Source organism: Caloramator sp. Dgby_cultured_2 (assembly GCF_028872215.1).
In the GTDB taxonomy this organism is placed as follows: Bacteria; Bacillota; Clostridia; order Clostridiales; family Caloramatoraceae; genus Caloramator; species Caloramator australicus.
Genome location: NZ_CP118396.1, coordinates 1,980,107 through 1,994,266 on the forward strand (window position 1 = coordinate 1,980,107; position 14,160 = coordinate 1,994,266).

Consider the following 14,160-nt stretch of genomic DNA (forward strand, 5'->3'; position numbering starts at 1 on the left):
TATTAAATATGGCTTCCCTCCTTTGTAAGTCTAAAATTTATAACGTAGGGATAATTTTCTCTAATTTTATTTAGGGAATTATATATAAACTCTAAATCCTCTAAAGGATACTTAACCTTTTTAATATCTTTATCCCCTGATTCGTCGTAAGAACAAATACTGACCTTACGGGATGTGCCTCATCAACTTTTAAATTAAACTCATCAAACATCCTGTCATCTAAAAAAAGTCAGCAAGGAATTTTTGTCCTTTGGCATTAAATCCACCCCTTACACCCCCAAAGGTTGCATTGATTATCCCTTAAAAGCGCCTTTTCAAGTTTCTTTTCGTAATCTTTCTCCTTGCCCTTTAAATATTTTGAAACAAGCTTTAGGGTATTATATGGGAAGGACACATAGGCCTTGATATATTCAATTGAATTTGAGTTCAATGCCCTATACTTTTCATATTCAGATACTACTATATCAAAAATCTCTTTTTGCCTGTCTTTTGAATTCCCCTTTTATAAGCTTTGCTATATCCTCTTCTATCATATTGTAGCCTGAATCAAATATTTCAAATAAATATATTCCTCTTTTTGTTTTTATCGCTGTATTCTTTGAAATGGTATTAAGGCAAACTTCCCTTTTTTCATGCTCTCCTCTAATGCTGAAAGATACTGAATACTTCTAAAGGTTTTCATGACTTCCTTTGCCCTTTTATAAAATTCCTCCCAATATGGTTCAAGAGCAGCTTCAAAGGAGGTTTTATTTTCACTATCCTTGATTCTTTCAAAATCCTTTAAATACCTTTTATATCGCTCTGTTAATTTTCCCCACCTTACATTTATCTTAACCCCTGGGGTGGAACAAAGCCCTCCGAAGCTCCATGGAATTCAGAAAGGACTTTACAAAATTCCTTAATATTTTTCTCCCCATCTATCTCAAAGGGTCTTCCTTCAACCTTTTCCGTATCGATATATAGCTTTTTATTCTTTATGGTATATAGTTTTCCTTCCTTGTTATATCGAATTTCAATTAAATTTTTGAAACCCTTTTTATACAAGTATTCCTGCAAAGTCCTTACAAAAACAATCTGCCACTCTTTGCAATCAACTTCCCTTAACATCATCCCACCCCTAATGCCTTTTTTCTTTTCTTTATTTTGTCTTTCCATCATCCTTTGAATTTCCCTTTCTATCTCTTCCTTTTCTCTTTTTAATTTTTCATACTTTTTCTCAAGCTTTTTAAGTTCCTTTAGTTTTTTAATGTCTTCCTTAATATCCTTTATCCTTTTTTCCATTTCCTCACTCATACCATCACCTTAAAATATTGATTTAAAATTATTTAAAAATCTAAATCTTTCCTTATGGTCATCGGTAACCTTTAAAAGTTTTTTTAAGAAAAACTCCTCATTCCAGGGCTGCTTTTCAACATAATATTGAAGCCCTACCTGCCAAAAATCCTGAGGAAATTCCATAAAGCAATATATTAAATAAAGTTCATCCTTATTTATGGGGGTAAAATTTGAATAAATCGAAATTATATATTCTAATGTTTCCATACTCCAATTGCCGTATCTTAAACTTCTTATTATGATGCTTGCAAGGTCATGGAGATGGGAATCCATTATGCAGTAGTCAAAGTCGATAATATATATATTTAAAAAATTATCTATTAAAAAATTATGATTTGCACCTGTCATGATGGCAAAATTCCTTTAAAGCCTTATGGCTCTCCATTATCTCAAAATACTTTGATTCTTTGAGATTTTTTATAGCATCAAGGGCTTGTTTGTAATGGACATCGATATGTTTAAGATAAATGTCATCAAACTGGGTCCTTTCAACCTTTGAAACTATTATGGATTTAAAAAGTAATAGCTGATTTAGCCTTTTTTCAAACTTTTCAATCCATCTACCATAAAGGTTTCTTCCCTTAACCTTTTTATATTGAAAATTTCTTGATTTTATATGCAGCTCCCCTAATGTTTCAACAGCCCTTTTAAGTTCCACTAAATTTTTAAAATCAATATGCCTTGAGTTAGCCCAATCCGTTAAAAATGCAAAGCCTTCATTTAGTTCAATATAGTCATCACCATCCTTTGTTTTTATTATTGGAAGAACTTTTTTAAACCCATTGCTTATAAGGTGCATAATACAGGCGATAATAAACTCAAATTGTTCCTTGTCATACTTTGAGACCTTTAAGCAATACTCCCTCTCGCCTGAGGTTATTTTATAAACATTTTTGTATTTTTCTATATTTGAAACTTTAATACTATATTTATTTTCTATTAGCCTAATTAATTCTTCCATAAAGCTCACTCTCAAAAGCAATTCTATTTTATAATATGTAAATATTTAACTTGTGTGATTAAATCCATGCACAAAATTAACCTTATTGTAATATAAATAAAATATAAGCATAATAGGAGTGATTAAATGAGGATTGCAATAGATGCAAGGGGATATAATTGGTATGCTGGAACCGGCATTGGAACATATATTCAAAATATAATTAAGTATATATCGATTTTGGACCATGAAAATGAGTATCTTCTCTATTGGCATGGCGGAAACTATGATAAGGTTGTTAAGGAAAATATAAGGGCATGCATAACCTCAAGAAGGGGCACCGTTTTTTGAGGAACACTTTATCCCCCAAAACTTAGTAAAAAACAAAATTGACGTGTATCATCTTCCCCAAAATGGAATAGGATTTCCCGAAGAAAAAAACAAAAATAATAACCACCATCCATGATCTCATTCCTTATATAATGCCTGAGGCTGTAGGAAAGGGTTATCTTAAAAAGTTCCTAACGGAGATGCCCAAAATCATCCAAAAATCCGATCTTATAATAACCGTATCCAATTACTCCAAAAAAGATATCATAAGATTTTTTAACGTCGACGAATCAAAGGTTAAAGTGACCTACCTTGCAGCAGAAAAATATTTTAAGCCCCTTGATAAGGAGCTTTGCAGAAACTATCTTAAATCAAAATACAACATAAACTTTGATTTTCTTCTTTACCTTGGTGGATTTAGCAAAAGAAAAAACGTAAAATCCATAATTTTAGCCTATTCAAATCTTTTGAAAAATTTAAGCAAGGACATAAGGCTTGTAATATTAGGACAGGCAAAGGATGAAAAGGATGAGCTCGAGAAAATGTGTTTTGATCTTAATTTAATTGATAGAGTTGTATTTACAGGATATGTCCCCTACGAGGACCTTCCCTATTTTTATAACGCCTCAACTATTTTTTATACCCTTCCCTTTACGAAGGATTTGGCCTTCCACCCCTTGAGGCAATGTCCTGTAAAACTCCTGTAATAACATCTAATGTAACATCCATCCCAGAAATCGTAGGCGATGGAGCCCTTTTAATTGATCCTAAAGATATATACGCCCTTCAGAAAGCTATAGAAGAACTCCTTTCCAATGATAAACTTCGAGAGGATATTGCAAATAAAGGATATGACAGAAGTAAGCTTTTCACATGGGAAAAACCGTTAAAGAAACCTTAAATATATATGGTGCCTGTCACTTGACTTTTTGACATTTGGACATTTCTATTATTTTCCAATAAAAAGCACCAATTACTACATTAAGCAATTGGTGCTTTTATCATTTCTTTTCTTCATCTAACACATTTTTAACATCAAAAACCCCGGCCTTAATAAGCCTAAATATAATTTCCGAACGACATTCTATAATATCCTCAAGCTTATCTGCAACCTTTCTCATATCAAAAACTATATCTAAAAATTCTTTAACTTCATGAGTTTCATTTATAGTTATATTCTTTATTATACTTGCCGTATTGGCAAAGTTTACACATATATATGACAATTTTAAAAGAACATCCGTTAAGGGAGTCAACTCACATTCCAAAAGATTTTTCGTATTTTCATATTTTAAAATAAACCCTGCCTTTTCTAAATCTTCCCCCATAATTTACACCACAATTTTGCTATACTATATTTTATTCAAGGAGTGCCTGCCACTTGACTTTTTGACATTTGGACATTTTCATATTTTTCCAATTAATTTGATCCTAAATTTATAACTTCAATATATTATCTATTGATATTCCTGCTGAGATAACTCCCTTTTCATCCTCCCTTTTATGGCTATAAATTTATAAAGTTCGCCTGTATCTAGTCTTCTTGTTAAGGGATATATTTCATAGCCCTTATTGGATCTTACAAAGTCCATATATCTTTTATCTATCTCAAAGATATTAAGACCAATTGCATCTTTTGTAGTCCCGTATTCAAATATCCCCTTTTCATTAGCAAAATAAACATCGTTTATCCCAAGTTCCCTGCACAGTTTCTTGAGTGAATCGGCATCCTTAGAACCTTTATACTCCTTAATCTTTATTGCTATCTCCTGTAACTTTTTTGTTTGTCTTCGTCTATTGAATCTTCTAAAAAATTGTTGCTAAGATTTGATATATCAGTCATTACCTTATTTAAATTCTCAACCATCTCCCTTTGTTTTTGGAGCATTTTAGCAGTTAATTTTATATACTCCAAAGTTTTATCATGGGAGGTTTTTAATACATTTATCCTTTCCTTTGTAATTTCTACCGAATTCCTTACACCCTTTGAACCCTCTTTTATTTCATCAACCTTAACATCAAGGTTGTTTGATGCATCAAATATATCATTAAGAGCATCATCAACCTTTATGATAACTTCATTCATATTTTTCATTTTCTCATTGCTGCTATAGCTTATCTTCTGCATTTTTTCTATAGATTCTTTAATATCATTAGTTAAACTTTTTATATTCATATTAAAGCTTTTTACTTGATCCGATAGTTTTCTAACCTCATTGGCAACAACTAAAAAACCTCTACCATATTCTCCTGCTCTTGCAGCTTCGATACTTGCGTTCAATGATAAAAGATTTGTTTGATTTGCAATATCATCTATGCTTTTTGAAATTTCAAAAATGCTCTCCGATGTTTTTGTAAGTTCATCTGTAATGCTTAAATATTCTTTATATATTCCCACGATATCATTGAAATTCTTGATTATGTCCTTAATAGTTCTACTGCTTTCTTCGATAACCCTCATATTTTTATTTGAAAGTTCCTTAGTTTCATTTGAAATCCCTTCAATTATATCTATATTATTTATGATATTTCTTGACTCATCATCAATAAGATTTATACTTTTGTCATCTTCTTCCACAAGTTTTACTATCTCCTTTGAAAAATTTACTGTTTCATTTGATGAATTATTAATTTCGTTGGTTGAAATATATAAGTTCTTACTTGCTTCAGCAAGGTTTTTGATGTTTCCTTTAAATCCAACTTGGCATCAGAAATAACCGTCTTCTCAATAATCTTTTCCCTTCTCATTAATGAAAAAGTTAGCATAGTAGCAAAGACACAGGCAAATACAATGGCAGGGAAAGGTTCAGTAAAGAATAACATCATTTTAGCAAAGATACTTGTTAAAACAATTATTCCAACTAGTTTTACAAGCTCCATCCATCCCACCCTTTTCTTTTTAATGTAATATAATTATTCTACAAAAAGTAAAAATCCTTCTCAAAAAACTTAAACTTAGGTGCCAGGCACCTAAGTTTAAGTTTACATGTTTTTCCCTAAGGTTAACACTTTATTCATAAGAAAATCATAGTTCTTTTGTATTGCCCTTTGTATCAAATCATTTTCTTCCTTTGAAAGATGGTGCTTGTGATTTTCTGCAAAATAGTCTGCTGTTACCATAAACCAAGCTATATAAGGGATTTCTTTGGCATCATTTTTAATTGTAACATCTGTAAACTTCGTATCATGAATTATTGCAAATGCATCAATATGATTTTTAATTGAATTGATTAGCATGTTCTTTGCCAACATAACGTTCTTTGAATGCACACCTATAAAACTTGTAAATTGGCTTTCATTCCATTTCATAAATCCATATAAGAATTGATGTAATCTTCCGGTGTTTATCTCATCCCTTGAAGCACTAACTACACCGTTTACCACAGCTATTTCCCTTGCTATTCCCTCATTTTTATATGTTACATCCTTTACAATCACCTTATTAACCATCTTTGTAGTCTTTAACATTAAGTTTGCTGCTTCAATTCCATATCCATTTTGAATCAATATTGTTGAAAGTTCCTTAGCTCCCCAAAGGAACATTCCAAAATCCTTTAAATCAAATTTAACATTTTGTCTATCTCCCGAAAATACAAAAACATCATATTCTTCATCATAGGAGGCATTTATATAATCATAAACTTCCTTTGCTATTTGTGTTAATCTTTGCTTATCACTAGTTCCTGATAGATTCCATTGAACATTTAAAGCTAAAAGACCATTTCCCATAGTTCCATAATTTATACTTTGTAGGGACGGATCATTATAAAATTTTCCTTCTTTATAAAGGTTGTTTAAAACATAGCTTGAAGTTGAAAGGGCATTTTTGTAGCTCAAATCCTTAACATTCTTTTGGAAAGTTGCTGCATTCTGAACTATTTTCTTGTATCTTGCAAGATCAGCTACAGCTTTTTTATACTTTGCTGTTCTTCTTTCTGCCTTTTTAGCTGTTTTTATGTATCTTTCTAAATTATTAAGCGTAGATTTATATGATAAACCATAATTAAATTTTACATTATTTACATAGGCATCATAAAAGGCAATGCTCATTTGAGCGATTGAAGCAATATCTGCCTTATTTTGATTGTGATATTCATTATCAGTATAATCATAAGAAGAAACTATTGATCCATCTTCATTGAAAAATAAGTTTTGTGTAGTTTTAGCAAGTTCAACATAATAGGAAGCTACTTTGCTTCTTAACGCTAAGTTATTATCTTGAACATTATTTATAGATTTTAAAATTGATGCATAATCCGTAGCTGTAATTTTACCTTCTATAGGCAATAGTCCATCCTTTGTTACTGCATGGGGAAAAATATATTTTACATCCTTACCTTTAAAGTGTGCTGGTGGTGCAGCAAATACAACATTAAATACTAAAGTAAATATTAAAAGCGTTGATAAAACAATTTTTCTCATATTATCCCTCCATTTGTGATAATGATTTTCATATTCATATATTATCATTTTAATTTTATTATGTCAATATGATAATGATTATTATTTTGAATTATTTGCCCCTTCCAAAGCATTACTAATTGCCCTAATGAGCCCATTGCTAGTTAAAGTTGCACCGGAAACTATTTCAACCTCCGCTGATTGCTTTTCATATACTGCACTGATTATTTTTTTATAAACAATTTCAAATAGATTTTCTGTATCACTATGAGATAATATTTCAATATTATGAATTCTTCCATCCTTTACTGTAACCTTAACTTTAATTTCACCGTTTTTCCCTTCAGAACTTCCAATGTAAATTCCATCTTTATAGGTAATTTTCTGTTGAGTTTCTATTTGTTTCGTTTCTTTCTTATCGTCTTCCTTTACAACATTCTTTTGAATATTATTTTCCTTACCATTTTTTGTTTTTGTGCCTGCCTTTTCTTTTGTGTTGTTTATATTATTAGAATTATTAACTTTTTTATTATCGATTTTACTTGTATTGTTTATCTCCTTAGGATTATTGTTGGAAACAGGTTCATTTACTTTTTCCCTATTATTTTTTCTTCCATCACTTCTGTCTTTTTTGAATTTTCAACACTTATAACTTCCTCCTTTAATGTTTCATTTTTATATGATTCCTTTTTGAGCAGGCTAAATTGGTTATAAGGCTTAAGATTAAAACCATAATGATTCCTAATTTTTTAAACCTCAACCTTAATCATCCTCCTTTATTGTATATTTACTTAAATTATAAACAAAAATAAATTCATTGTAAATGATTATTATTATCATTATTAGTGAATTATATAACGGCTGCGTGTGCAACCGTTATATGAACCTTTCTAGCTCTTCCATATTTGAAATCTTCTTTACAAGGTCCTTTATGCTCTGGCTTCTATCCTTTGGACAAATTAAAACAACATCATCAGTATCAACGATAAGCATATCCTTAACGCCTATAGCTGCAATAAGCCTCTTTTCTCCTATAATCGTTGTATTCCTTACATCCAATACTGCAGCCTCGCAGTTGGATATTACATTGCCGTGTTCATCCCTATTTAAGAATCTTTCAAGGGAGGTAAAGCTTCCTATGTCGTCCCAAACAAAATTAGTTGGAATTACAACTGCCCTATGGGTTCTTTGCATAACGCCAAAATCTATTGAAATTCCGTCAATCTTTTCATACTCCTCCCTAATTACCCTCTCTTCATCAGGTGTCCCAATATATTCATAAATCCTCATAAGATTCTTATAAAGATCAGGAAGATATTTTTTATTTCCCTAAGCAGCCTATCACCACTTTTTACCAAAGTTGGTCAAACTTTCTTATGTTTCTATTGTTATTATAACACAATTTTTTAAATTAATAATATATGCGGTAATAATTTAATTTTTGTCGTATATATTTATAGTGAATAATTTTATGGAGGTATTAATAGTGAAATTCAACTCAAATTATTATGATAATTTTAAACCAACAGAAATTAGGCTTCTTCCTCTAAGCAACAAAGTTGAAGATGCACTGCCTGATATGGATATATTTGAAATTCAACAAAAGTATATTTTAGGAGAGTTAAAAAATCAAAAAATGGTGCCTTCTTATACCTAAATCAGGGAATTAATGCTAAAATTCGTTCTTTAGTCCTTTTTCAATGTAAAGCCTATATTATTGGTATGGGAGTAATAGAAGATGTAATTAAATATAAAGAGAAAAAGATGGTAAATATAGTGGAGAAATTAGATTTATTCCTGAATCATTGGTCGTTTTTTATCCATTAGATTTAGAGGAATTAAATAAGTTTTGGCCAGATTTAAAAGGGTTTTCTAGAGCAAAACAACATCTAGATGAAAATAACTTCTATCCATTTTATTTATATCTCCAAACTAGACATTTATTTTATTAACAACATTGGATTATAATTATTTATAAAGCCTGACCTAAATTCTGAATTAGGCCAGGCTATTAATTTAATTAATCAATCAACAACCCCATCATCAAAGAATTTCTTATTATTAATACTTTCTATTTAGAACATATAAAAGGGAACTTTAATCATAGTTCCCTTTTATAATCGCTATTTTTTATTTATCCTCATCAATGAATATATTAAAATCAAAAATATGCTAACATAAACCGACCAATCAAAATATGCTTTAAAAAGCTCAACGCTCCAATTATCATCGCCAATTATCAGCCTTGCTAAAAAATTATGAATAGCTATTCCATCATTAAGGCTAGGAATAGCAGAAGCTACAAAATTTACACCAAGGCATATTGCTGTAATAATGCTAAATAAAATTAAAGGGATTAGCGTTTCGAAAAATCTAAACTCATCCTTATATTGTCTTTTCATACAAAATACATATAATCCCCAAACTATCAGGGTCAAAATTATAAACCACATAATAATCTCCCTATACAATATACTCATACAAACTCAAGTCAGCTCAAAATATCATCCAATTTAAACTCTAGACCTTTAAATACATTACAGCATATACGCTCAGTGAACTACCCCCACTTATAGAAGTGGTGGCTTCGTGGTCAAGGTAACTTCTGTTACCAGATTACCCACGCTCAAAGGGCTGTTCCTTCCCCATATATACCAATCACATGGCTAATTTTAGCAAATTCTTGCTTGCATTTATATCTCTATCATGAACTGCACCACACTTTGGACATTTCCATTCTCTCAATGCTAAATTCTTTACATCAGGATTTTTATATCCACATTCACTGCATATTTGACTTGATGCATAATTTTGTGGTGCTATTATTATTTCTCTGCCATACCATCTTGCTTTGTATTCTAACATCCTTCTAAATTCTGCCCATGATACTTCTGTTATTGCTTTAGCTAATTTATGATTTTGTTGCATATTTTTTACCTGTAAATCTTCTAAAACTATCACTTGGTTTTCGTGTATAATTTTAGAAGATAATTTGTGAAGAAAATCTTTTCTTTGATTTGATATTTTTTCGTATAATTTTGCAAGTTTTTGTCTTGTCCTTTCATAGTTTTTACTTTGCTTTTGCTTTCTTGATAATGATTTTTGTATAATTTTAATTCTTTTTTCTGTTTTTCTTAACCATTTTGGATTTTCTACCTTTGTTCCATCAGATAAAATAGCAAATTCTTTAATTCCTAAATCTATACCTACTTTTTATCTATTTTAGGTAATTCTTTAATTTCTTCTTCTACAAGTATAGAAGCATAATATTTGCCTGTTGGCGTTTTTGATATAGTTACGGATTTAATTCTTCCTTCAAATTGTTTGTGTTGTTTTATTTTTATTTTTGTCTTTAACTTTGGAACTTTTAGATAACTACCTTCAAGTGTTACTGTTCCATTTTGATTATTTGTAGTATAAGACTGGTAACCTTTCTTTTTCTTGAACTTTGGAAATCCTATTTTTTATCTCTAAAGAAATTTTTATATGCTTTTTCTAAATTAAGTTGTGCGTTGGAAAGTGCAAGACTATCTACTTCTTTTAGAAAAGAATATTCTTTTTATATTGTGCAGGTGTATTGTTTAGCATTTCTCCTGTTTTTTATAGTATTCTATTTTGTCATGTAGCATTTTGTTGTATATAAATCTTACACAACCAAATACTTTAGCAAAATATTCTTCTTGTTCTTTTGTTGGATATATCCTGTATTTATAAGCCTTTAGCAAAATTACACCTCCTTCCTTTAATACTGATTATATCATAAAAAAGAATTTATCAATCAACATTCATCACCCACTTATAGAAGTGGGCGACTTCTGTTACTCTTTAGTTAAATGTATATTTCTGAGGTTCACCATATTGCCCTTCTTCATTTAATGTATATACAAATACGTTTTTAGATTCGGGATTAACTATCCAATACTCTTTAACCTTAAACCTTTCATATAAATAAAGCTTTTTACATAGTCAATTGAAGCATTTGATGGTGAAACAACCTCTATTATAAAATCTGGTGCTCCTTTGCAACCCCTATCATCTAATTTGTTTTTATCACACACCACTGAAATATCTGGTTGAACAACATTTTTACAGGAATATTCATTTTCACCTTCTTCAATCAATCTTACATCAAACGGTGCAACATATACTTCACAATTAAGACCCTTTTCAGCTAAAAAATTTCCTATAATCCTTGCCCCTTCGGTAACTATTTTTGATGTGCCCTTGAAAGTTCTAGTGCCATCGCAAAAATTGTCCATCTATAAGCTCTACCCTTGTATCTTTATCAAAACTCAAATAATCTCTATAGGTATGTATATCATTTCTTTCAGGAATTGCCATATAACCACCCCTAAAATGTTCTTTATATAATTTTACCACAACATCCCAACAAGCAAACAAGTATTTTTATATATAAAATGTCAAGTCAAAGGGCTAGCACTTATTGCATATAAATAAATAAGCATGTCTTTTGGTGATTTGATTATGCATCAAAAATTGTTGTTAAATCAAAAACGATGCGATTTTAATAAAGAAATTATATACTCAAGCAGTTCTCAATCTTATCAAATTAAAGCTTTCCCCAAATGCAGATGAAGTGGATTATATTATTAAACTTTTAAATGATGCAAAGGATTAGGAGGAAATATAGATGAAGGTTGCAGCAATATATTCAAGAAAGTCAAAGTTTACTGGAAAGGGCGAATCTATCGATAATCAAATCTCTATTTGTAAAGAATACCTTGAAAGAATGGGAATAACGGAATACTTAATATATGAAGATGAAGGCTTTTCGGGTAAAAACATAAAAAGGCCTGAATTTCAAAGGATGCTAAAGGATGCAAAGGCTAAAAAATTCGATGTCCTTATATGCTACAGGCTAGATAGGGTCAGCAGAAACATCGCAGATTTTGCCCACCTTATAGAGCTTTTATCAAAGCTTGGAATTGAATTTATCTCGGTTTCAGAGCAGTTTGATACCTCAACTCCAATGGGCAGGGCAATGATGTATATAGCCAGCGTATTTGCTCAGCTTGAAAGGGAAACTATAGCCGAAAGAATAAAGGATAATATGCTTGAGCTTGCAAAGAGCGGAAGGTGGCTTGGAGGGAAACCCCTACAGGATTTAAAAGCGTCCCTATTATATATACCGATAAAGACGGCAAACAGAGGAAGATGTTTAAACTTGAACCTATTAAAGAGGAACTTGAGCTTGTTAAACTTATATTTGAAAAGTATCTTAAGTATAAGTCATTAAGTCAGGTTGAAAAGTATCTTCTTCAAAACAACATCAAAACCAAAAGGGGAAAAGATTTTGTTAAGATGAAGATTAAGACGATACTTAACAATCCAGCTTATGTTAAAGCGACTAAAGAAGTTTTTGACTACCTTGAGGAAAAAGGGATTACAGTTATAGGGGAGCCTAATGGGAAACAAGGTCTTCTACTCTACAACAAAAGAAAAGGCAAAGGAGAGTTTAAGGATATGAATCTTTGGGTGTGTGCCGTTGCAAAACATGAAGGAATTATTGAAGCTAAAGATTGGCTTGAAGTTCAGCGCACCCTTGAAAAAAACAAAGAAAGGGCCCCAAGGCTTGGCAAATCAAAATCAGGGCTTTTATCTGGCCTTTTAAGATGTGCAAAATGCAGCAGCGTCATGAAGGTTACCTACGGAGTGTTAAATAAAAAGACTAATGAAAGGCCCTACTATTATACCTGCACTTTAAAGCTCAATTCAGGCAAAACAAGATGTGATAATAAAAATGCAAAGGGAGAGGAAATTGAAGAAGCTGTAATTGAAACTTTAAAGGGGCTTTGCCTTGATAAGAAAAAACTTTTAGAAGAGCTTTTAAAGTATAAGGAAAATCTTTCATCCAAATCTTTAAATGAAGAAATTGAAAGTATAAACAGCAAAATAAAGCAGAATGAAAAGGCCATCGATAACCTTACAAATACCCTTTCACTGACTGAGGATTCAAATTTGTCTAAGGTTCTTCTTCAAAAGATAGACTCCCTTTCAAAGAAAAACTTAAACTTAAAGAAAAAACTTCAAGAACTTAAAGATTCACATCAACTTGAAGTTACAAGAAAAAGAAAAATCGATGAGTTTGTAAAGTCTATGGAAAGGTTTGAAACCCTCTTTGAAAATTCATCCTTTGAAGAAAAGAAAATGCTCCTTAGGGATATAATAGAAACGATATATTGGGATGGGGATAGCAAAAGCATAGATATAAGATACAAAGAGGCAGGTGATTAACCTGCCTTAGTGATTTTCTTCAAGCCATTTTGTAATATATTGTGCAAACACTGCAAAATCGTCTAGTCTATTTTTTAATACATCAAGAATAATATCCTCATCAACCCTTGTATAGTCGTGAACAAGTATATTTCTAAAGGATGCCATTCCTACAATTTGTTTTGCAAACTGCTCTGAGATAACGCCTTGTTTGTATAAAGTTAATATAGTTTCCCTGTAACTATCAGGCCTTTCTAAGCCTAAAGAGGATATTATAATGTTTGCAATGTCAAGAACGCATTCTACACATATGTGTATTCCCCTCTCAATTCCCCAATATCTTATAATATCTTCCTTAAGATTTTCTTTATTAACCTCAAAGGATGCTTGCTTTAAATGCAATAAATTTTTCTGAAGCTCTCTAATTTTAAAATTTATCAAATCAACTATATTTCTTGTCACTTAAATCACCCCATTTTTCCTTAAAAACCATGTCCATTATTTCCTTTTGCCTTCTTCTGAAAAACTCCATATCCATATATTCGTCCATAGCCCTTGCTTCAAATAATACTCTTTCATCTTCGCTTACTTTATAGACATTTTTACCGTATTTTATTACCTGAAACTTTAAGACCTCATTTGCATCGTTTAATATAACAAGGTCGATATCGTCCCTTTTAAAAATATCCATAAACTCTCCTATCAAGTTTAATTTATCGAAGGATGAATATGCACCCATTAAAACTGCAATATCAAGGTCGCTATCCTTTTTATTGTTTCCCTTTGCATAGGAGCCAAAAATATATATAAGTTTTATGTCAAACTGGGAAAGTAATTTATCGATATTCTCCTTGAGAATATTTTCTACCTCTTGTAAATTACTTTGAATCATAAACTTCACTCCAAAAATATTTTCATAA

The 14,160-nt window shown here is 30.9% G+C and carries 17 protein-coding genes and 4 pseudogenes; 6 read left to right on the forward strand and 15 right to left on the reverse strand.

Features of this window, described 5'->3' with window-relative positions; all coding sequences use genetic code 11:
* Positions 1–825: 825 nt before the first annotated feature.
* Genes PWK10_RS13755 through PWK10_RS13765 form a run of 3 tightly spaced genes read right to left on the reverse strand, consistent with a single transcriptional unit; the run spans position 826 to position 2,296 of the window.
* Positions 826–1,293 carry a hypothetical protein gene (locus tag PWK10_RS13755; RefSeq protein ID WP_274766423.1) on the reverse strand — a complete coding sequence of 156 codons (468 nt, stop codon included), beginning with the start codon at positions 1,291–1,293 and terminating at the stop codon, positions 826–828.
* 9 nt (positions 1,294–1,302) lie between these two features.
* On the reverse strand, positions 1,303–1,683 hold the full coding sequence (locus tag PWK10_RS13760) for a hypothetical protein (RefSeq protein WP_274766424.1): 381 nt from the start codon (positions 1,681–1,683) through the stop codon (positions 1,303–1,305).
* Positions 1,664–2,296, reverse strand: a complete 633-nt coding sequence (locus PWK10_RS13765) for a hypothetical protein (protein WP_274766425.1) — start codon at positions 2,294–2,296, stop codon at positions 1,664–1,666. Before PWK10_RS13765 ends, PWK10_RS13760 begins: the two co-directional genes overlap by 20 nt.
* 126 nt (positions 2,297–2,422) lie before the next feature.
* On the opposite strand from PWK10_RS13765, the gene PWK10_RS18915 reads away from it, so the two are divergent.
* The 3 genes and pseudogenes from PWK10_RS18915 to PWK10_RS13770 all read left to right on the forward strand — a co-directional run bounded on the left by PWK10_RS18915 (position 2,423) and on the right by PWK10_RS13770 (position 3,506).
* Positions 2,423–2,626 (forward strand): hypothetical protein, encoded by a 204-nt coding sequence (locus PWK10_RS18915; protein WP_342455537.1) that lies wholly within the window; start codon positions 2,423–2,425, stop codon positions 2,624–2,626.
* Between the two features lie 131 nt (positions 2,627–2,757).
* Positions 2,758–2,856: pseudogene (locus PWK10_RS20045) on the forward strand (hypothetical protein); the annotation flags it as partial.
* 51 nt (positions 2,857–2,907) lie between these two features.
* Positions 2,908–3,506, forward strand: a pseudogene (locus PWK10_RS13770) (glycosyltransferase family 4 protein).
* 100 nt (positions 3,507–3,606) lie between these two features.
* On the opposite strand, the gene PWK10_RS13775 reads toward PWK10_RS13770, so the two are convergent.
* From PWK10_RS13775 to PWK10_RS13800, 7 genes are all read right to left on the reverse strand, one after another.
* A complete protein-coding gene (locus PWK10_RS13775) occupies positions 3,607–3,933 on the reverse strand; it encodes a hypothetical protein (RefSeq protein ID WP_008908424.1) in 327 nt (108 codons plus the stop codon).
* 129 nt (positions 3,934–4,062) lie between these two features.
* Positions 4,063–4,197 carry a hypothetical protein gene (locus tag PWK10_RS13780; RefSeq protein ID WP_274766426.1) on the reverse strand — a complete coding sequence of 45 codons (135 nt, stop codon included), beginning with the start codon at positions 4,195–4,197 and terminating at the stop codon, positions 4,063–4,065.
* A gap of 170 nt (positions 4,198–4,367) precedes the next feature.
* The gene (locus PWK10_RS13785; protein WP_274766427.1) at positions 4,368–5,183 is read right to left on the reverse strand and encodes a methyl-accepting chemotaxis protein; all 816 of its coding nucleotides are present in this window, start codon (positions 5,181–5,183) and stop codon (positions 4,368–4,370) included.
* A gap of 26 nt (positions 5,184–5,209) precedes the next feature.
* A complete protein-coding gene (locus PWK10_RS13790) occupies positions 5,210–5,485 on the reverse strand; it encodes a hypothetical protein (protein ID WP_274766428.1) in 276 nt (91 codons plus the stop codon).
* A 102-nt stretch (positions 5,486–5,587) separates the two neighbouring features.
* Positions 5,588–7,027 (reverse strand): hypothetical protein, encoded by a 1,440-nt coding sequence (locus tag PWK10_RS13795; RefSeq protein ID WP_274766429.1) that lies wholly within the window; start codon positions 7,025–7,027, stop codon positions 5,588–5,590.
* A gap of 81 nt (positions 7,028–7,108) precedes the next feature.
* Positions 7,109–7,561 carry an FMN-binding protein gene (locus tag PWK10_RS20050; protein WP_446715382.1) on the reverse strand — a complete coding sequence of 151 codons (453 nt, stop codon included), beginning with the start codon at positions 7,559–7,561 and terminating at the stop codon, positions 7,109–7,111.
* A gap of 321 nt (positions 7,562–7,882) precedes the next feature.
* On the reverse strand, positions 7,883–8,296 hold the full coding sequence (locus PWK10_RS13800; protein ID WP_274766430.1) for a mannose-6-phosphate isomerase: 414 nt from the start codon (positions 8,294–8,296) through the stop codon (positions 7,883–7,885).
* A gap of 196 nt (positions 8,297–8,492) precedes the next feature.
* Between PWK10_RS13800 and PWK10_RS13805 the strand changes: the two genes are divergently transcribed.
* On the forward strand, positions 8,493–8,663 hold the full coding sequence (locus PWK10_RS13805; RefSeq protein WP_274766431.1) for a hypothetical protein: 171 nt from the start codon (positions 8,493–8,495) through the stop codon (positions 8,661–8,663).
* Between the two features lie 466 nt (positions 8,664–9,129).
* On the opposite strand, the gene PWK10_RS13810 is transcribed toward PWK10_RS13805, so the two are convergent.
* The 3 genes and pseudogenes from PWK10_RS13810 to PWK10_RS13825 form a co-directional block, all read right to left on the reverse strand.
* Positions 9,130–9,408 (reverse strand): hypothetical protein, encoded by a 279-nt coding sequence (locus PWK10_RS13810; RefSeq protein WP_274766432.1) that lies wholly within the window; start codon positions 9,406–9,408, stop codon positions 9,130–9,132.
* 256 nt (positions 9,409–9,664) lie between these two features.
* A pseudogene (gene tnpB, locus PWK10_RS13815) lies at positions 9,665–10,731 on the reverse strand (IS200/IS605 family element RNA-guided endonuclease TnpB).
* A 100-nt stretch (positions 10,732–10,831) separates the two neighbouring features.
* Positions 10,832–11,265: pseudogene (locus PWK10_RS13825) on the reverse strand (Uma2 family endonuclease).
* 392 nt (positions 11,266–11,657) lie between these two features.
* Between PWK10_RS13825 and PWK10_RS18920 the strand changes: the two are divergent.
* Both PWK10_RS18920 and PWK10_RS13830 read left to right on the forward strand, forming a co-directional pair.
* Positions 11,658–12,263 (forward strand): recombinase family protein, encoded by a 606-nt coding sequence (locus PWK10_RS18920; protein ID WP_342455538.1) that lies wholly within the window; start codon positions 11,658–11,660, stop codon positions 12,261–12,263.
* A complete protein-coding gene (locus PWK10_RS13830; RefSeq protein WP_342455539.1) occupies positions 12,182–13,261 on the forward strand; it encodes a recombinase family protein in 1,080 nt (359 codons plus the stop codon). Before PWK10_RS18920 ends, PWK10_RS13830 begins: the two co-directional genes overlap by 82 nt.
* 6 nt (positions 13,262–13,267) lie before the next feature.
* Here PWK10_RS13830 and hepT read toward each other — a convergent pair whose 3' ends face one another.
* Positions 13,268–13,702, reverse strand: a complete 435-nt coding sequence (gene hepT / locus PWK10_RS13835) for a type VII toxin-antitoxin system HepT family RNase toxin (RefSeq protein ID WP_274766434.1) — start codon at positions 13,700–13,702, stop codon at positions 13,268–13,270.
* Positions 13,683–14,132, reverse strand: a complete 450-nt coding sequence (gene mntA, locus PWK10_RS13840) for a type VII toxin-antitoxin system MntA family adenylyltransferase antitoxin (protein ID WP_274766435.1) — start codon at positions 14,130–14,132, stop codon at positions 13,683–13,685. Before mntA ends, hepT begins: the two co-directional genes overlap by 20 nt.
* Between the last annotated feature and the right edge of the window lie 28 nt (positions 14,133–14,160).

Coding starts and splice junctions, on each gene's coding strand:
- PWK10_RS13795 (WP_274766429.1), bottom strand. CDS start 7,027: ATGAGAAAAATTGTTTTATCAACGCTTTTAATATTTACTTTAGTATTT.
- PWK10_RS13765 (WP_274766425.1), bottom strand. CDS start 2,296: ATGGAAGAATTAATTAGGCTAATAGAAAATAAATATAGTATTAAAGTT.
- PWK10_RS13830 (WP_342455539.1), top strand. CDS start 12,182: ATGTTTAAACTTGAACCTATTAAAGAGGAACTTGAGCTTGTTAAACTT.
- PWK10_RS13790 (WP_274766428.1), bottom strand. CDS start 5,485: ATGGAGCTTGTAAAACTAGTTGGAATAATTGTTTTAACAAGTATCTTT.
- PWK10_RS13810 (WP_274766432.1), bottom strand. CDS start 9,408: ATGAAAAGACAATATAAGGATGAGTTTAGATTTTTCGAAACGCTAATC.
- PWK10_RS18915 (WP_342455537.1), top strand. CDS start 2,423: ATGAGGATTGCAATAGATGCAAGGGGATATAATTGGTATGCTGGAACC.
- PWK10_RS13800 (WP_274766430.1), bottom strand. CDS start 8,296: ATGAGGATTTATGAATATATTGGGACACCTGATGAAGAGAGGGTAATT.
- PWK10_RS13775 (WP_008908424.1), bottom strand. CDS start 3,933: ATGGGGGAAGATTTAGAAAAGGCAGGGTTTATTTTAAAATATGAAAAT.
- PWK10_RS13755 (WP_274766423.1), bottom strand. CDS start 1,293: ATGAGTGAGGAAATGGAAAAAAGGATAAAGGATATTAAGGAAGACATT.
- PWK10_RS13780 (WP_274766426.1), bottom strand. CDS start 4,197: ATGGACTTTGTAAGATCCAATAAGGGCTATGAAATATATCCCTTAACA.
- mntA (WP_274766435.1), bottom strand. CDS start 14,132: ATGATTCAAAGTAATTTACAAGAGGTAGAAAATATTCTCAAGGAGAAT.
- PWK10_RS13760 (WP_274766424.1), bottom strand. CDS start 1,683: ATGACAGGTGCAAATCATAATTTTTTAATAGATAATTTTTTAAATATA.
- PWK10_RS18920 (WP_342455538.1), top strand. CDS start 11,658: ATGAAGGTTGCAGCAATATATTCAAGAAAGTCAAAGTTTACTGGAAAG.